Below are 20,132 nucleotides of genomic sequence, written 5' to 3'. Positions count from 1 at the left end.
TGTTTGTTCTTGCGGTGTGTCAGGAATTACCTGTCGCACACCTGTAGGTGGATGGCGAGGAATCATGGACCAGTCTCAGTCTTTTGCCGACGGCGAGCAGCAGCTTCCGCTGACCGGGGCTCAGGCAGGGGTGTGGTTCGCGCAGGCCGTCGAACCCGACAGCCCGATCTTCCGCGCGGCGGAGTACCTGGAGATTCACGGCGCCCTGGACACCGCGGTCTTCGAGCGGGCGCTGCGGCGGATGACCGCCGAGGCGGACGCCCTGCACATCCGGTTCGTCGACACCGAGGACGGCCCCCGCCAGGTGATCGGGGCCGAGCCCTCCTGGACCCTGCGGACCGTCGACGTCTCCGGCGAGGCCGACCCCCGTCGCGCCGCCGAGGAGTGGATGGGCCGCGATCTGCGCCGCCGCATCGACCTGACCGGCTCGCCGCTGTTCACGTACGCGCTGTTCAAGGCCGCCGAAGACTGCTGGTTCTGGTACCACGCCTACCACCACATCCTGCTCGACGGCGTCGGCGCCGCCCTCCTGGTCCGCCGCGTCGCCGACGTCTACACCGCGCTCGCCGCCGGCGCCGACCCCGGCCCCACTCCCTTCGGCTCGGTCCGCACGCTCCTTGCCGAGGACGCCGCGTACCGCGACTCCGGGGACCTCGCCGACGACCGGGAGTTCTGGCGCGGCCGTTACGCGGACCAGCCCGAGCCGGTCGCCCTCTCCACCCGCCCGCTGAAGCCGTCCGCCGACTTTGTCCGGCGCAGCGCGCACCTGCCCGAGGACGTCCGGCAGGACCTGGTCCGCGCGGCGGAGCAGGCCGGCACCGCCCGGTCCCGCGTCGTCATCGCCGCCACGGTCGCCTACATGCACCGTATGACCGGCCTCACCGACATCGTGCTCGGACTGCCGGTCACCGCCCGCCCGGGCCCCAAGTCCCGCACCGCGCCCGGCATGGCCGCCAACGTGGTCCCGCTGCGGGTCGCCGTCGACGACGCCACGACCGTCGGCGAACTCCTGGAGCGCACCCGGGTCGCGCTGCGCGGCCTCGTCGCCCACCAGCGCTACCGCGGCGAGGAGCTGCGCCGCGACCTCGGCCTGCCCAACGACCACCGCCGCTTCTTCGGCCCGCTGCTCAACGTCGTCCCGTTCGACTACGACCTGAGCTTCGCCGGACTGCCCGCCGACGCGCACAACATGTCGCTGCGGCTCATCGAGGACCTCGCCGTCTCCGTCTACGACCGGGGCAACGGCGGCGGCATCCGCGTCGACTTCGACGCCCACCCGGAGCTGTACGCCCCCGCCGAGCTGGCCGCCCACCAGGACCGCTACCTGCGCTTCGTCGGCCGGATCGCCCGCGCGCTCGACGAGCCCGGGACGCCGCTCGGCCGGATCGGGCTGCTCGGCGACGAGGAGCGGGACGCGGCCGTCGCCCGCCTCACCACCGCGACCGTGCCCGCCGCCGAAGGTCCCACGCTCGCCGCCCTGTTCGAGCGCCAGGTCCTCGCCTCGCCCGACGCGCCCGCCCTCGCCTTCGAGGACACCGTCCTCGACTACGCCGAGCTGAACCGGCGCGCCAACCGGCTCGCCCGGCTGCTGGCCGCCCGCGGCGTCGGACCCGAGGACCGGGTGGCCCTGCTGCTGCCGCGCTCCGCCGAGTTCGTCGTCGCGATCCTCGCCGCGGTCAAGGCCGGAGCGGCGTACGTCCCCGTGGACCCGGGCTACCCCGAGGCCCGCATCGCGCACATCCTCGGCGACGCGGCCCCCGTCCACGTCCTCGTCGACGCCTCCACCGCCGCCGTCGCCGAGGCCGCCGGGCGCACCCCGCTCGCCCTCGACGGCCCCGACATCGTCTCCGAGCTGGCGTCGCTGTCCGGCGCCGACCTCACGGACGCCGACCGCACCGCCCCGCTGACCGCCGCGCACGCCGCGTACGTCATCTACACCTCCGGCTCCACCGGCCGCCCCAAGGGCGTCGTGGTCACCCACGCCGGCCTGCCGGGCCTCGCCGACACCTTCGTCCGGCGGCTGGACGTCCGCCCGGGCAGCAGGGTCCTCCAGTTCGCCTCCATGGGCTTCGACGCGATGGTGCCCGAGCTGTGCATGGGCCTGCTCGCCGGCGCGGCCTTCGTCCTCGCCCCCGCCGAGCGGCTGCTGCCCGGCGACCCGCTGGCCGCGTTCGCCCGCGAGGCCGGGATCACCCACGCGATCCTGCCGCCGTCGTCGCTGGCCGTCATGGACCCCGCCACCGACCTGCCCCCGGGCATGACCATCCTCATCGCCGGCGAGGCCGCCGGTGAGGAACTGGTCTCCCGCTGGGCGCCCGGCCGACTCTTCGTCAACGGCTACGGACCCACCGAGACCACCGTCTGCGCCACCATGAGCGAGGCCCTCGACGGCTCCCGCACGCCCCCCATCGGCGACCCCATCGCCGAGACCCGGGTGTACGTCCTCGACAGCGCCCTGCTGCCCGTGCCGCCCGGCGTCACCGGCGAGCTGTACGTCGCCGGCCCCAGCCTCGCCCGCGGCTACCTCGGCCGCTCCGCGCTCACCGCCGAGCGGTTCGTCGCCCACCCCTTCGGGCTGCCCGGCGAGCGCATGTACCGCACCGGCGACCTCGTACGCCAACTCCTCGACGGCTCGCTGGAGTTCGTCGGACGCGCCGACGAGCAGGTCAAGATCCGCGGCTACCGCGTCGAGCCCGGCGAGGCCGAGGCCGCGCTGCTGCGCCTGCCCGCCGTGGCCCAGGCCGCCGTGACCGTACGCCGGTCCGCCGACGGAACCCCCGCCCTCGCCGGGTACGTCGTCCCCACGACCCAGGCCGCCGCACTCGACCCGGCCGCCGTCCGCGACGCCCTCGCCGAGGTCCTGCCCGGCTACCTCGTCCCCGCGACCGTCACCGTCGTCGACGCCATCCCCGTCACCCCCAACGGCAAGGTCGACCACAAGGCCCTGCCCGAGCCGGGCCCGGCCGCCGCCGGTGCGGGCCGGGAGCCGCGCACCCCGCTCGAACACGCCCTCGCCACCCTGTTCGCCGACGCCCTCGGCCGCGACGGCGTCCTCGCCGACGACGACTTCTTCGCGCTGGGCGGCCACTCCCTCATGGCCGCCCGGCTCGCCCGCCGGATCTCCGCCGAACTCGGCCGGGACTGCGGTGTCGAGGCCCTCTTCGCCGCGCCCACCGTCCGCCGACTGGCCGGCCGCCTCGAAGGAGCGACCGCCGAGCGCCCCGCTCTCACCCCCGCGCCCCGCGACGGCGACCTCGCCCTCTCCTACGCCCAGCAGCGCCTGTGGTTCCTCGACCAGCTCGAAGGGCCCAGCTCCGCGTACAACATCCCGCTCGTCCTCACCCTCGACGGCACGCTCGACCGGCCCGCCCTCGCCGCCGCGCTCGGTGACCTCACCGACCGCCACGAGATCCTGCGCACCGTCTACCGCGAGACCGGCGGCGTCGCCGCCCAGCACATCCTGCCCCCCGGGGGCGCACCCGCGCTCACCGTCCGCACGGCGAACGACGACACCCTGGACGCCGAGCTGTCCGCCGCCGTCGCCCACCGCTTCGAGCTCGCCGGAGAACCCCCGCTGCGGGCCACCCTGTTCTCCCTCGCCCCCGACCGGCACGTCCTGCTGCTCCTGCTCCACCACATAGCCGCCGACGCCGGCTCCCTCGCCCCACTGCTCGGCGACCTCGCCGACGCCTACACGGCCCGCCGCGCCGGACACGCCCCCGCACAGGCCCCGCTCGCCGTCCAGTACGCCGACTACGCCGCCTGGCAGCGGCGCGCCCTCGGCGACGAGAGCGACCCCGACAGCGCCGCCGCCCGCCAGATCGCCTTCTGGAAGCGGCAGCTCGACGGCCTGCCCGACCATCTCGACCTGCCCGCCGACCACCCCCGCCGCGCCGGCTCGGCAGCCCCCGCGGACCTGGTCGCCCTCGACCTCGACGCGGCCACCCACCGCCGCCTCGCCGAGCTCGCCCGTGCCACCGGCGCCAGCACCTTCATGGTCGTCCAGGCCCTCGTCGCCACCCTGCTGACCCGGCACGGCGCCGGGACCGACATCGCCCTCGGCACGCCCGTCACCGGCCGCCCCGAGGACTCCCTGGACGCCCTCGTCGGCTTCTTCACCAACACCCTCGTGCTGCGCACCGACACCTCAGGCGACCCCACCTTCGCCGAACTCCTCGCCCGCGTCCGCACGAGCAACCTCGACGCCTACGCCCACCAGGAGCTTCCCTTCGAGCGGCTGGTCGAGGTGCTCAACCCGGCCCGCTCCACCTCCCACCACCCGCTGTTCCAGGTCATGATCTCCATGGACAGCTCGGAGCGGTCACTGCCCGCCACCGAAGGGCTCGCGCTCGGACTGGTCGACGTGCCCACCGGCGCCGCCAAGTTCGACCTGTCGTTCAACATCCGCGAGCACCGCGCACCCGGCGGCGACGAGGCCGGCCTGCTCGTCGCCCTGGAGTTCCGCACCGACCTCTTCGACCGCACCACCGCCGAAGCGTTCCTGGCCCGCTTCGCCAGGCTCGCCGAAGCCGCCACGGCCGCCCCCGGCACCCGCATCGGCAGCGCCCCGCTCCTCTCGGACGAGGAGATCCACCGGCTCCTCGTCGCATGGAACGACACCGCCGCGCCGGAGACCATGACCGACGCCGTCGCCCGCGTCCGCGCCGTCGCCGCCGAGCACCCCGAGGCCGTCGCCGTCACCGACGACCATGGCGACGTCACGTACGCCGAACTCATGGACCGCGTCGACCGGCTCGCCGCCCGGCTGCGCGCCCGCGGCGCCCGGGAGAACACCGTCGTCGCCGTCCTCGCCGACCGGGGCGCCGCCGCGGTCACCGCCTTCCTCGGCATCCAGGCCGCGTCCGCCGCCTACCTCCCGCTGGACACCCGCGCCCCGTACGAGCGGTCCGCCTCCCTGCTCGCCGACGCCTCCGCCGTCTGGCTGCTCACCGGGCCCGGCCACGAGGAGACCGCCGCCGCCGTCGTCGCCGGAACCGGCGCGAGGGCCATGCCGGTCGACGACCCGGCCGACCCCGCTCCGGCCGCCGACGCCACCGCACCGGCCGGTGACCAGCTCGCGTACGTCATCTTCACCTCCGGCTCGACCGGCCGCCCCAAGGGCGCGATGGTGCACCACCGGGGCATGAACAACCACCTGCTCGCCAAGGTCGACGACCTCACCCTGACCGACGCCGACACCGTCGTCCTGAACGCACCCCTCACCTTCGACGTCTCCGTCTGGCAGATGATCGCCCCGCTGCTCACCGGCGGCCGCGTCCTCGCCGTGAACCAGCTCCTCGCCGCCGACCCGCTGGGCCTGTTCCGGCTCGTCGGCCACGACGAGGTCACCGTCCTCGAGGTCGTCCCCTCCCTGCTGCGTGCCGCCCTGGACATCTGGGACGAGGGCGCCGAGGTCCCTGCCCTGCCCGCCCTGCGCCGGCTCGTCGTCACCGGCGAGGAACTTCCCGCCGACCTGTGCCGCCGCTGGTTCGCCCGCTTCCCCGGCATCCCGATGATGAACGCGTACGGGCCCACCGAGTGCTCCGACGACGTCACCCACGCCGTCCTCACCCCCGACACCCTCGACGAGCGGCGGACCACCGCCCCCATCGGCCATGCCGTGCGCAACACCACCCTCTACGTCCTCAGCGACGAGAAGCAGCTCGTCCCGCCCGGCACCCCCGGCGACCTGTACGTGGCCGGCGTCGGCGTCGGCCACGGCTACCTCGGCGACCCCGAACGCACCGCCGCCGCGTTCGTCCCCGACCCGTTCGCCGACGACGGCAGCCTCATGTACCGCACCGGTGACCTCGTCCGCCACCGCCCCGACGGGCAGCTGGAGTTCATCGGCCGACGCGACTCCCAGGTCAAGATCCGCGGCCAGCGCATCGAACTCGGCGAGGTCGAGGCCCATCTGCGGGCCCTGCCCGGCGTCACCGACGCCGCCGCCGCGGTCGTCCCCGGCCCCGGCGGACACCGCCACCTCGTCGGCTACGTCGTCGGCGCCGACGACGTCCGCGGCCTGCGCGAGGCCCTCGCCGCCGCACTGCCCGAACACCTCGTCCCCGCCGTCCTCGTCGCCCTGCCCGTAATGCCGCTCACCCCGAACGGCAAGACCGACCGGAAGGCCCTGCCCGCCCCCGACTTCACCACCGTCGAACGCCGCACCCCGCGCACCCCGCAGGAGGAGATCCTGTGCGGCGTCTTCGCCGACATGCTCGGCCTCGACCGGGTCGGCCTCGACGACGACTTCTTCGCCCTCGGCGGCCACTCCCTCCTCGCCACCCGCCTCGTCGCCCGGATCCGCACCGCCCTCGACGCGGACCTGGAGGTCGCCGCGCTCTTCGAGACGCCGACCGTCGCCGGCCTGGCCGCCCGGCTCACCGACGCAGGACCCGCCCGCGACGCCGTCGCCCGCCGCGAACGCCCCGACAGGCTGCCGCTGTCGTACGCCCAGCGCGGCCTGTGGTTCCTCAACCGGATGGACCCGGCCGACGGCACCTACAACATCCCCCTGGTGCTGCGGCTCTCCGGCCCGCTCGACCACGACGCCCTGCGCCGCGCCCTCGCCGACGTCGCCGGCCGGCACGAGAGCCTGCGCACCGTCTTCCCCGAGACCGACGGCGTCCCCCGCCAGCTCGTCCTCGACCCCGAGCAGGCCCGCCCCGTCCTCGACGTCGTCGAAGCCGCCGGACGCGACGCCGACGCCCTCGTCGCCGACGCGGTCGGCCGCGGCTTCGACATCACCCGCGAGGCCCCGCTGCGCGCCCGGCTCGTCGTCGTCGGACCCGAGACGCACGTCCTCGTCGTCGTCGTCCACCACATCGCCGGTGACGGCTGGTCCACCGCGCCGCTCGCCCGCGACCTCAGCCTCGCCTACGCCGCCGCCCTCGAAGGCCGTGCCCCCGACTGGTCCCCGCTGCCCGTCCAGTACGCCGACCACACCCTGTGGCAGCGCGAGCGGCTCGGCGAGGAGAGCGACCCGGACAGCGTCGTCTCCGCCCAGATCGCCTACTGGAAGGACGCCCTCGCAGGCATCCCCGAGGAGCTCGCGCTTCCGACCGACCGGCCCCGGCCCGCGCTGCCCAGCCACCGCGGCGGCCTCGTGCCCTTCCACCTCGGCCCCGAGACCCACCGCGCGCTGCTGAGCCTCGCCCGCACCCACGGCGTCACCCCGTTCATGGTGCTGCACGCCGCACTCGCCGCCCTCCTCACCCGCCTCGGCGCCGGCACCGACATCCCGATCGGCGGCTCGGTCGTCGGCCGGGGCGACGAGGTCCTCGACGACGTGGTCGGCTTCTTCGTCAACTCCCTGGTGCTGCGCACCGACACCTCCGGTGACCCCACCTTCGCCGAACTCCTGGAGCGCACCCGCACCGCCGACATCGCCGCCTTCGCCCACCAGGACCTGCCGTTCGAACGGCTCGTGGAGGCGCTCAACCCGCGCCGCTCGCTCAACCGCCACCCGCTGTTCCAGATCAAGCTCGTCCTGCAGAACCTCGACCGCCCCGAGGTCGACTTCCCCGGCCTGCGCGCCGACGTCGCCCAGATCGACCCCGACATGGCCAAGTTCGACCTGCTCCTCTCCGTCGCCGAACGGTACGACGAGCACGGCGAACCGCAGGGCGTCGAGGCCGCCGCCGGCTACTCCGCCGACCTGTTCGACCGGCCCACCGTCGAGGCGCTCGCCGGCCGGTTCGTCCGGCTCCTCGAATCCGCCCTCAGCGACCCGCACCGGCCGCTCGCCCGGCTCGCCGTCATGGACGGCAGCGAACGGCACGACCTGCTCGTCACCCGCAACGCCACCGACCACGACACCCCGGACGCCACCCTCCCGCAGCTCTTCGAAGCCCAGGCCGCCCGCACGCCGGATGCCCCCGCGGTCCTCTGCGGCGCCGAACGGCTCAGCTACGCCGGGCTCGACGCCCGCGCCAACCGCCTCGCCCACCTGCTCCTGGAACACGGCGCCGGCCAGGACACCCTGGTCGCCCTCGCCCTGCCCCGCTCAACCACCGCCGTCGCGGCGATGCTCGCCGTCGGCAAGGCCGGCGCCGCCTACCTGCCGCTCGACCCCGAACACCCCGGCGAGCGCGTCACCCGGCTCCTCGCCGACGCCCGCCCCGCCCTCGTGCTCACCACCGCCGCCACCCTGGACGCCGCCCCGCACCTGGACGGCGCCGGCGCCCGCGTCCTCGTCCTGGACGCCCCCGACATCGCCGACGCGCTCGCCCGCGCCCGCACCGACGCCCCGGCCGAAGCCGACCGGACCGCGCCCGTCACCCCCCTCGACGCCGCGTACGTCGTCTACACCTCCGGCTCCACCGGCGCGCCCAAGGGCGTCGTCGTCGAGCAGCGGGCCCTGGTGGACTACGTGGTGCGCTGCGCCGCCGAGTACCCCGGCCTGAGCGGACGCACCCTCCTCCACTCGCCGCTCTCCTTCGACCTCGGCCTCACCACCCTGTACGGCACCCTCCTCGCCGGCGGCTGCCTCCATGTCGCCGACCTCGACGAGACCCTCGACGTCCCCGGCGGCCTGACCTTCCTCAAGGCCACCCCCAGCCACCTGCCGATCCTCGACACCCTGCCCGACGAACTCTCCCCGACCGCCGAGCTGATGACCGGCGGCGAAGCCCTGCACGCCGAACAGCTCGCCGCGTGGCGCGCCCGGCACCCGCAGGTCGCCGTCGTCAACCACTACGGCCCCACCGAGACCACCGTCGGTGTCCTCGACCACCGTGTCCCGGCAGGCGCCCCGCTTGCCGCCGGACCGGTCCCGCTCGGCCGCCCCATGTGGAACACCCGCGTCTACGTCCTCGACGCGGCCCTGCTGCCCGTGCCCGACGGCGTCACCGGCGAGCTGTACATCGCCGGAACCGGCCTGGCGCGCGGCTACCTCGGCCGCCCCGCCGGCACCGCCGAGCGGTTCGTCGCCGACCCCTACGGCCCGCCCGGCGCGCGCATGTACCGCACCGGCGACCGGGTCCGCTGGAACGCCGCCGGCGTCCTCGAGTACGTCGGCCGGGCCGACCACCAGGTCAAGGTCCGCGGCTTCCGGATCGAACTCGGCGAGGTCGAGGCAGCCCTGCTGTCCGCCCCCGGCGTCCGCCAGGCACTCCCGCTGGTCCGCGAGGACCAGCGGGACGACAAGCGGCTCATCGGCTACGTCGTCGCCGCCCCCGGCGAGCGGCTCGTGCCCGACCGCGTCCGCGCCCATGTCGCCGGGGTGCTCCCCGAGTACATGACGCCCACCGCCGTCGTCGTCCTCGACGCGCTCCCGCTCACGGCCAACGGCAAGGTGGACCGGGCCGCGCTGCCCGCCCCCGAGGCCGCCGGCGGGCCGGTGACCCGCGCCCCGCGCACCCCGGAGGAGGAGATCCTCGCCGGCCTGTTCGCCGACGTCCTCGGCGTCGCACGCGTCGGCGTCGACGACGACTTCTTCGCCCTCGGCGGCCACTCCCTGCTCGCCATGCGGCTGCTCAGCCGGATCGCCTCCACCCTCGGGGTCCGCGTCGGCGTCAAGGCGCTGTTCGACGCCCCGACCGTCGCCGGCGTCGCCGCCCGGCTCACCACCCCCGGCGAGACGCGCCCCGCGCTCGTCCCCGCCGACCGCGGCGACCGCGTCCCGCTGTCCTTCGCCCAGACCCGGCTGTGGTTCCTCAACCGGCTCGAAGGCCCCAACGCCACCTACAACGTGCCCCTCGTGCTCCGTCTCGACGGCACGCTCGACCGTGCCGCCCTGCGCGCCGCGCTCCGCGACGTCAGCGACCGCCACGAGAGCCTGCGCACCGTCTTCCCGGAGACCGACGGCGTCCCCCGCCAGCACGTCCTCGGCCCGGTCGAGGGCGCCGTCGTCCTCGACGAACGCGCCGTCCCGGCCGACGAGCTGGAGCAGGCGATCACCGACACCGTCCTCGGCGGCTTCGACCTGACCGTCCAGCCGCCGCTGCGGGCCCGCCTGCTCACCGCCGACGGCTCCGACAGCTCCGGCGCCTGCGTGCTCGTCCTCGTCACCCACCACATCGCCAGCGACGGCTGGTCCCTCACCCCGCTGCTCGCCGACCTGTCCCGGGCCTACACCGTCCGTGCCCGCGGCGCCGCACCGGCCTGGGAGCCGCTGCCGGTCCAGTACGCCGACTACACCCTGTGGCAGCGGACCGTCATGGGCGACGAGACCGACCCGGACAGTCAGCTCACCCGGCAGCTCGACCACTGGAAGGCCGCCCTCGACGGCCTCCCCGAGGAACTCGACATGCCCGCCGACCGGCCCCGGCCCGAGGTCGCCACCTACCGCGGCGACAACGTGCCGCTGGAGCTCGACGCCGAGACCCACGCCGCGCTCGCCGCGCTCGCCCGCGCTCACGGCGTCAGCCTCTTCATGGTCCTCCAGGCCGGTCTGGCCGCCCTTCTGACCCGGCTCGGCGCCGGCGGCGACATACCGATCGGCACGCCCATCGCCGGACGCACCGACGACGCCCTCGACGAGCTGGTCGGCTTCTTCGTCAACACCCTGGTCCTGCGCACCGACACCTCCGGCGACCCGACCTTCCGTGAACTGCTCGCCCGGGTCCGCGAGACCGACCTCGCCGCGTACACCCACCAGGACCTGCCGTTCGAGCGGCTGGTGGAGGAGCTCAACCCGGTACGGTCCCTGGCCCGCCACCCGCTCTTCCAGATCATGCTCATCCTGCACAACACCGACCGGCCCGAGATCGACCTGCCCGGACTGCGGATCGAGGTCGAGGGCGCCGACGCCCCGGTCGCCAAGTTCGACCTGTCCGTCAGCCTCTGGGAGCGGCACACCGCCGACGGCGCCGCCGACGGCATCCTCGGCCGGATCGAGTACGCCCTCGACCTGTTCGACCGCTCCACCGCGGAAACGGTCGCCACCCGGCTCCAGCGGCTCCTCACCGCCGCCGCGCACGCCCCCGAGTTGCCGGTCAGTGGCCTCGCGGTCCTCGACGACGCGGAACTCCACGACCTCCTCGTCGTCCGCAACGCCACCGGCCACCCGCGCCCCGAGGCCTCGCTGCCCGAGCTGTTCCGCCGGCAGGTCGCCCACACCCCCGAGGCGACCGCCCTCGTCCGCGGCGACCTCTCCCTCACCTACTCCGAACTCGACGCGCGCTCCGACCGGCTCGCCCGCGCCCTGCTCGGCCGGGGCGTCCGCCCCGAGGACCGGATCGCGCTGCTCCTCGCCGACCGGGCCGCCCACGTCGTGGCGACCCTCGCCGTCGCCAAGGCCGGCGGCGTGTACGTACCGCTCGACCTGCGCAGCCCCGAGGTCCGCACCCGCCGGATCCTCGACGGCACCGCGACCGTCCTCGTCCTCGCCGAGACGGCCACCGTCGCCCGCGTCCCGGACGGCTCCGCGCCCGTCCTGCTTCTCGACGACGCGCTCCCGCCGGCCGACGCGCCCGACTCCGAACTGCCCGCGATCCACCCGGACCGGCTCGCGTACGTCATGTACACCTCCGGCTCCACCGGTGAGCCGAAGGGTGTCGCCGTCACCCACCGCAACGTCGCCGGGCTCGTCCGCGACCGCTACTGGGGCCACGGCGCCGACGACCGGGTGCTCATGCACTCCCCGCCGTCCTTCGACGCCTCCACGTACGAACTGTGGGGCCCCCTCCTCAGCGGCGCCCTGATCGTCGCCTCCGACGGCGACGCCACCGACATCGCCTCCCTGGCCGCCACCATGACCCGGCACCGCGTCACCGTCGGCCTGTTCAGCGAGGGCGTGTTCCGGCTCCTCGCCGAGAACCACGCCGACGCCTTCCGCGACCTGCGCGACATCTACGTCGGCGGCGACACCGCCTCGGCGACCGCCGTCCGCAAGGTTCTGGAGCAGACCGCCGGAGCCCGCCTCACCAACAGCTACGGCCCCACCGAGACCACCCTGTGCGTCGTCCACCACGCCCTCACCGACGAGGACGTCGCCCGCAACGCCTTCCCCATCGGCCGCCCGCTCGACAACACCCGCGTCTATGTCCTCGACACGGCCCTGCGGCCCGTCCCCGACGGCGTCACCGGCGAACTGTACGTCGCCGGCGAGGGCCTGGCCCGCGGCTACACCGGCCGTCCCGGCCTCACCGCCGAACGCTTCGTCGCCGACCCGTACGGCCCGCCCGGATCGCGCATGTACCGCACCGGCGACCGGGTCCGCTGGCGGGCCGACGGTGCCCTGGAGTTCGCCGGCCGCGCCGACGCCCAGGTCAAGGTCCGCGGCTTCCGCATCGAGCTCGGCGAGGTCGAGGCCGCCGTCGCCGCCCACCCGGCCGTCGCCCAGACCGTCGTCGTGGTCCGCGAGGACCGGCCCGGCGACAAGCGCCTGGTCGCCTACGCCGTCCCGGCCGCCGGCCACCCGCTCGACGCCGACGCGCTGCGTGCCCACGTCGCGGCCCTGCTGCCCGACTACATGACGCCCGCCGCGTTCGTCGAACTCACCGAACTGCCCCTGACCCGTACCGGAAAGCTGGACCGCAGGGCCCTGCCCGTACCCCGGTACGAGGGCGGCGGCGGCCGCGCCCCGCGCAACGAGCGCGAGCAACTGCTGTGCACGCTCTTCGCCGACCTGCTCGGCGTCACCGAGGTGGCCGTCGACGACAACTTCTTCGCCATGGGCGGCGACAGCATCGTCTCCATCCAGCTCGTCAGCCGGGCCCGCGAGGCCGGACTCGTCCTCACACCGCGCGACATCTTCCAGCACCAGACCGTCGAGGCCCTCGCCCTCGCCGCGACCGCCCCGGGCGCCGACACCGCCGGCGCCCCCGACGACGGCACCGGAGCCGTGCCCGCCACCCCCATCATGGAATGGCTGCGCGGCCTCGGCGGCCCCGTCGCGGGCTTCAACCAGTCCGTCCTGCTCCGCACCCCCGCGGGCCTCGGCGAACGGGCCCTGGTCGCCGCCGTCCAGGCCGTCCTCGACGGACACGACCTGCTCCGCGCCCGCCTCGACCGGACCGGGGACGGCCCCTGGACCCTGGACGTCCCGCCCGCCGGCAAGACCGACGCCGCCGACCGCGTCACCCGGGTCGAGATCACCGCCGTCCCCGACGGCGCCCTCGCCCCGCTCCTCACCGACCACGCCGAGACCGCCCGCCGGTCCCTCGACCCCGACCGGGGCGACATGCTCCGCGCCGTCTGGTTCGACGCCGGACCCGACCGCGCCGGACGACTCCTGCTCCTCGCCCACCACCTCGTCGTCGACGGCGTCTCCTGGCGCATTCTCGTCCCCGAGCTCATGACCTGCTGGGCCGACGCCGAAGCAGGCCGCGAGACCGTGATCGCACCCGCCCGCACCTCCTTCCGCACCTGGGCCCGCCGCCTCGCCGACCGTGCCCTCACCGGCACCGTCGAGGCCGAACTCCCGCTGTGGGAAAGGATGACCGCGGAAGCCGACCCGCTCCTCTCCGACCGCCCCCTGGAACCCGCCGCCGACACCCATGCCACCACCCGCCGTCGCGCCCGCACCCTCCCCGCCGACCGCACCGAGCCCCTACTCACCGCGGTACCCGCGGCGACCGGCGCCGGCCCCGACGAGATCCTGCTCACCGCCCTCGCCCTCGCCCTCGCCGAATGGCGACGCGGTCGCAGGCGCGGCGCACCGGGCGCCGGGCCCGTGCTCCTCGACGTGGAGGGCCACGGCCGCACCGACGACGACGGCGCCGAACTCTCCCGCACCGTCGGCTGGTTCACGGCCATGCACCCGCTGCGCCTCGACCCCGGTGTCAAGTGGCACGAGGTCCGCGGCGGAGCCCCGGCCGCAGGCGAGGCCCTGCGCCGGGTGAGCGGCCAGATCCGCGCGATTCCCGCGAAGGGCGCCGGATACGGCCTGCTCCGCCACCTCAACCCGCGCACCGCGGACCTCCTCGCGGGCGGCGCCACACCGCAGATCGGCTTCAACTACCTGGGCCGCGTCCGCACCGACCACTCCGCCGGCCCCGCCGACTGGGGCGCCGCGCCCGAGGACGTACGCATCGCCCCGACCGACCCCGACCTGCCGTTCGCCCACAGCCTGGAGGTCAACGCGGTCACCCACGACCGGTCCTCCGGACCCGAACTGACCGTGACCTGGACCTGGCCCGGCGGCCTCTTCGACGAGGCCGACGTCGACGCCCTCACCGGCCTCTGGTTCGAGGCCCTCGACGCCCTCACGCGGTACAGCACCGCACACGCCGCCCCCGCCGGCGGCGCCCCCCGCAGTCTGACGACATCCGACCTCTCCCTGGCAGACCTGGACCAGGGCGAGATCGACGAGCTCGAGGCCGACCTGGCCGACCTGGAGGATCTGACGTGACGCACACCAGCCGACCGGCCCGCAAGCCGTCCGGACTCGAGGGCGTCCTGCCCCTGTCCCCCCTGCAGGAAGGCCTCCTGTTCCACTCCCTGCTCGACGACGGCGAAGGCCCCGACGTCTACGCCGTCCAGCTCGCCGTCGACCTGGAGGGACCGCTCGACGCGGCCCGGCTCAAGGAGGCGATGGCCGCCCTGCTGCGGCGCCACGCCAACCTGCGGGCCGGATTCCGCTCCGTACGCTCCGGAAAGCCGGTGCAGTTCATCCTCCGCGAGGTCGAACTGCCCTGGCGCGAGGCCGACCTCACCCACCTGCCCGCGGACGAGCGGGAGGCCGAACTCGGCCGGCTCGCCGACGAGGACCGCGCCGAGCGCTTCGACCTGGCCGCGCCGCCGCTGATCCGCTGCCTCCTGATCCGCCGCGAGGACGCGCTGCACCGGCTGGTCGTGACCAACCACCACATCCTGCTCGACGGCTGGTCCATGCCGGTCGTGCTGCGCGAACTGTTCACCGTGTACGAGAAGGGCGCACAGGCCCTGCCGCCGGTCACCCCGTACAAGAACTACCTCCAGTGGCTGGCCGCGCAGGACCGCACCGAGACCGAGCAGGTCTGGCGACGCACCCTCGCCGGCGTCGAGGAGGCCACCCGCCTCGCCCCGGCCGGCGCCGGCCGAGAGGCACGCATGCCGGAGCGCGTCGAGGCCCTGCTCCCCGCCGACCTCGGCGACGGCATCGCGGAACTCGCCGCCACCGGCGCCGTCACCCTCAACACCGTCGTCCAGCTCGCCTGGGCCGTCGTCCTCGGCCGCCTCACCGGCCGCGACGACGTCGTGTTCGGCACCACCGTGGCCGGCCGCCCGGCCGAGGTGCCCGGCGTCGAGTCCATGGTCGGCCTCTTCATCAACACCGTCCCGGTCCGCGTCGCCCTCGACCATGACGAACCGTGGTCCAAGGCCCTCGCCCGCGTGCAGAACGAACAGGCCGACCTCGGCCCGCACCAGCACCTCGGCCTCGCCGAGATCCAGGCGCTGGCCGGCGGCGGCGAACTCTTCGACACCACCGTCCTCGTGGAGAACTACCCCGTGGACCCGGCCGCCGAGGGCGCCCGGCTCGATTCCGGGCTGCGCCTCGTCGGCGCCAAGGGCCGTGACGCCACCCACTACCCGCTCACCCTCGTCGTCTCCCGGACGGCGGCCGGCGTGCAGATGCGCCTCGACTACCGCCCCGACCTCTTCGACCACACGGCGGCCGAACGGATCGTGCGACGACTGGAGCGTGTGCTGCGCGCGGCGGTCATGGACGCGGACCGGCCCGTGGGTGCGGTCGACGTCCTCGACGCCGTAGAGCGTGACCGGCTGGTGAGCGGTGTGAACGCGACGACCTCTGTGGTGCCGGTGGATGTGCTGCCGGTGTGGTTCGCGGAGTGTGCGGCGCGGGCGCCGGAGGCGCCGGCGGTGGTGTGCGGTGAGGTGCGTCTGTCGTACGGGGAGTTGTGGTCCCGTGCGGTGGGTGTGGCGAACGAGTTGACCGCTGCGGGTGTGGGTCGTGGTGCGGTGGTGGCGTTGGCGGTGCCGCGTTCGGTGGACACGGTGGTGGCGATGCTGGGCGTGGGTCTCGCGGGTGGGGCGTTCCTGCCGGTGGACCTGGACTTCCCGGCCGACCGTATCGCCTACATCCTCTCCGACGCCGAGCCCGCGGCGATCCTGTCCACCAGTGACACCGCGGACCGTCTGCCCTCCGAAACGACTGTGCCGCTGGTGCTGCTCGACTCCGTCGAGCCTGCCGCCGAGCTGGTGGGGGAGTGCCGGGTGTCGGCGGAGGACGCGGCGTATGTGCTGTACACGTCGGGTTCGACGGGCCGCCCCAAGGGCGTGGTCGTACCGCACGGCGCGCTGCGGAACTTCCTGTGGTCGATGGGCTCGCAGGTCGGGCTGTCGGCGGGGGAGAAGTGGCTGGCGGTGACGACGTTCGGCTTCGACATCTCGCTGCTCGAGGTGTTCCTGCCGCTGGTCTCGGGCGCGGTCGTGGTGATCGCGGACCGTGATGTGGTGCGTGATCCACAGCGCTTGGGCGCTCTGGTGCGCTCCGAGGGTGTGTCGGTGATGCAGGCGACGCCCAGTCTGTGGCGCGCGCTGGCCGAGACGGACCCGGAGGCCGCGGAGGGTCTGAAGATCCTGGTCGGTGGCGAGGCCGTGGACGCCGCTTTGGCGGGTGTACTGGCGCAGGCCGGCGTATCGGTGTGGAACATGTACGGTCCGACCGAGACGACGATCTGGTCGACGACTGCCCTTCTGACGGGTGACGGTGGTACGCCGATCGGCGCGCCGATCGCCAACACCCAGGTCTACGTCCTCGACAGCCGGCTCCGCCTCGTGCCGCCCGGCGTCTCCGGCGAGCTCTACATCGCGGGCGACGGTGTGGCCCGTGGCTACCTGGGGCGGCCCGGCCTCACCTCGGAGCGGTTCGTCACCGATCCGTTCGGTGAGCCTGGCGCGCGCATGTACCGGACGGGTGACCTGGTCCGTTGGACGGAGTCGGGTGTTCTGGAGTTCGTCGGCCGCGCCGACGACCAGGTGAAGGTGCGGGGCTACCGCATCGAGCTCGGCGAGGTCGAATCGGCACTGTCGAAGGTGGACGGTGTCGCCCGTGCCGTGGCCATGGTCCGTGAGGACTCCCCGAACGACCGCCGGCTCGTCGGCTACGTCGTCCCCGCCGAGGGAGTCTCCCTCGAACCGGAGTCGGTCCGTCGTCGAACCGCCGCGCTCCTCCCCGAGTACATGGTCCCCTCCGGTGTGGTCGTCCTGGAGTCCGTGCCGTTGACGCCGAACGGGAAGACGGACCGCAAGGCACTGCCCGCGCCCATCGCCTCGGGCGTCGTCCGCCGTGAGGCGCGTTCGGCTCAGGAGGACATCCTCTGCGGGCTGTTCGCCGAGATCCTGGGCCTGGCCCGGGTCGGGATCGACGACAGCTTCTTCGACCTCGGCGGGCACTCCCTGCTCGCGACCCGGCTCGTCTCCCGGATCCGCACCGTCCTGGGTGTCGAACTCCCCGTCCGCGCACTGTTCGAGACCCCGACCGTCGCCGCCCTCGCCCGTCACCTCGACGGCGGCGGCGCGGCGGCCGCCCGAACCGCGCTCGTCCCGCAGCGGCGGCCGGCCGAGATCCCGCTGTCGTACGCGCAGCGGCGGCTGTGGTTCATCAACCAGCTCGACACCGACAGCCCGCTCTACAACATCTCCCTCGGCCTGCGCCTGCACGGCCCGCTGGACGCCGTCGCGCTGGAGGCCGCGCTCGCCGACGTGGTGACCCGCCACGAGTCCCTGCGTACGGTCTTCCCCGCACCCGACGGCACGCCCACGCAGGTCGTGCTCGACGCCGAGACCGTCACGGGCCGCATCCTGCGGACCGCCGACGTCACGGAGGACGAGGTGGCCGCGCAGGTCGCCGCGACCGTCCGGCACGGTTTCGACCTGGCCGAGCAGACCCCACTGCGGGCCACGCTGCTCACCGTCGGTCCGGACGAGCACGTCCTCGTGCTGGTGCTGCACCACAGCGCCGGCGACGCCTGGTCCATGCGGCCGCTCGCCCGAGACCTGGGCGATGCCTACACCGCCCGGTGCGAGGGCGCCGAGCCGCAGTGGTCCCCGCTGCCCGTCCAGTACGCCGACTACGCGCTGTGGCAGCGTGAGGTACTGGGCGACGAGGCCGACCCGGACAGCGAGATCGCCCGGCAGCTCGCCCACTGGACGCAGACCCTGGCCGGCCTGCCCGACGAGCTGACCCTGCCCACCGACCGCCCGCGCCCCGACGCCTCCTCGCACCGGGGCGAGCGGATCCGCTTCGCCCTGGACGCCGCGCTGCACCGGCAGCTCCTGACCCTCGCCCGGGAGTCCGGCACCAGCCTGTTCATGGTCCTCCAGGCGGCCCTGGCGAGCCTGCTGACCCGCCTCGGCGCGGGTACGGACATCCCGATCGGCACCCCGATCGCGGGCCGCACCGACGACGCCGCGGAGGAGCTGGTCGGCTTCTTCATCAACGAGCTCGTGCTGCGCACGGACACCTCGGGGAACCCGTCCTTCCGTGACCTGCTGGCCCGGGTCCGGGAGACCGACCTCGCCGCCTACGCCCACCAGGACGTGCCGTTCGAGCGCCTCGTCGAGGCCCTGAACCCGCCCCGCTCCCTCGGCCGCCACCCCCTGTTCCAGATCGTGCTGGCCCTGCAGAACACCGCGCACCCCACCCTGGAGCTGCCGGGTCTGACCGTCGGAGCCGAGCCGGGCAGCGGCGGCGTGGCCCGCTTCGACCTGTCCTTCGGCCTCAACGAGCGCCTCACCGCCGACGGCGCGCCCGCCGGCCTCGACGCCCTCGCCGAGTTCGCCACGGACCTGTTCGACCGCGCGACGGTCGAGGCGATGGCGGACCGGTTCGTCACCGTCCTGAAGGCCGTGGTCGCGGACGCCGACCGGCGGATCGAGGACCTCGACATCCTCGACGCCGCCGAGCGCGAGCTGCTGCTGTACGGCTGGAACGACACCGCCCGCCCCCTGCCGGACCTGCTCGTGCCGCAGATGATCGAGGCCCAGGCCGCCCGCACCCCGGACGCAGCGGCCGTGACCGGCGGCGACGTCACCCTGACGTACGCGGAGCTGAACGAGCGCGCGAACCGGCTGGCGCATCTGCTGATCGGGCGGGGCGCGGGTCCCGAGTCGATCGTGGCGATCGCGGTGCCGCGGTCGGCGGAGATGGTCGTCGCCGTCCTCGCCGTACTGAAGTCCGGCGCTGCCTACCTGCCGGTCGACACCGAGTACCCCGCCGACCGCATCGCCTACATGCTGGCCGACGCCGCGCCCGCCCTGGTCGTCACCACCCGGGACGTCGTGCCGCACCTGCCCAAGGCCGCCACCAAGCCACTCCTGGCCCTCGACGCCCCGGCGACCGCCGCCGAACTCGCCGGGCAGCGTGCGGACGACCCCGCCGACGCGGACCGCACAGGACCGCTGCTGGCCGACCACGCCGCGTACGTGATCTACACCTCCGGCTCCACCGGCACCCCGAAGGGCGTCGTCGTCCGTCACGCGGGCCTCGCCGACTACGTCGCGGGCGCCGCCGCCGACTACCGGGGCGTCGCGGGAGCGGTGCTGCTGCACTCCTCGGTCTCCTTCGACACCACGGTGACCTCGCTGCACGTCCCGCTCACCGTCGGCGGACGCATCCGGCTCACCGACTTCCTCGAAGGAGCCGTCGAGCAGGACTTCAGCCTGCTGAAGGTGACGCCCAGCCACCTCGGCCCGCTCACCGACTCCGTCGAGCCGGCCGAGGTCGACGCCGAACTCCTCGTCGCCGGCGAGGCCCTCACCTCGGCCGCCGTCGCCCCCTGGCGCCGTCGGCACCAGGACGGCGCGGTCTTCAACGTCTACGGCCCCACCGAGACCACCGTCAGCGCCGTCCAGTTCCGCATCGCCCCCGGCGAGGAACTGCCGGACGGAGCCGTCCCGATCGGCCGTCCGTTGCGCAACACCCAGGCGTACGTGCTCGACCGGCGGCTCAACCCGGTCCCGGCCGGCGTCCCCGGCGAGCTGTACCTCGCCGGCGACGGCGTGGCCCGCGGCTATCTGAACCGCTCCGCGCTCACCGCCGAACGCTTCGTCGCCGACCCGTTCGGCCCCGTCGGCACACGGATGTACCGCACCGGCGACGTGGTCCGCCACCGCCACGACGGCGCCCTGGAGTTCGTCGGCCGCGCCGACGACCAGGTCAAGGTCCGCGGCCACCGCATCGAGCTCGGCGAGGTCGAGTCCGCGCTCTCCGCGGTCCCCGGCGTCGCCCGCGCCGTCGCCGC

Annotated in this window: 2 protein-coding genes (1 of these 2 running past the window's edge); both read left to right on the top strand. The window is 74.5% G+C overall.

What is annotated here, in order from left to right:
- The first annotated feature begins 64 nt into the window (after positions 1–64).
- On the top strand, positions 65–14,296 hold the full coding sequence (locus tag E0F75_RS05555) for a non-ribosomal peptide synthetase (protein WP_187621332.1): 14,232 nt from the start codon (positions 65–67) through the stop codon (positions 14,294–14,296).
- Positions 14,293–20,132 carry the start of a non-ribosomal peptide synthetase gene (locus E0F75_RS05550; protein WP_187621331.1) on the top strand. It continues 12,358 nt past the right edge of the window, so the window shows 5,840 of its 18,198 coding nt (coding positions 1–5,840); its start codon is at positions 14,293–14,295; its stop codon lies off the right edge, out of view. The genes E0F75_RS05555 and E0F75_RS05550 overlap by 4 nt, the downstream gene beginning before the upstream one ends.

The organism is Streptomyces sp. CB02980 (assembly GCF_014451325.2).
Taxonomy (GTDB): Bacteria; Actinomycetota; Actinomycetes; order Streptomycetales; family Streptomycetaceae; genus Streptomyces.
This window is presented reverse-complemented; position numbering and strand designations above follow the sequence as displayed.

Bases quoted from the DNA above. Each gene is read 5' to 3' on its own strand.
- E0F75_RS05555 (WP_187621332.1), top strand. From the start codon at position 65: ATGGACCAGTCTCAGTCTTTTGCCGACGGCGAGCAGCAGCTTCCGCTG.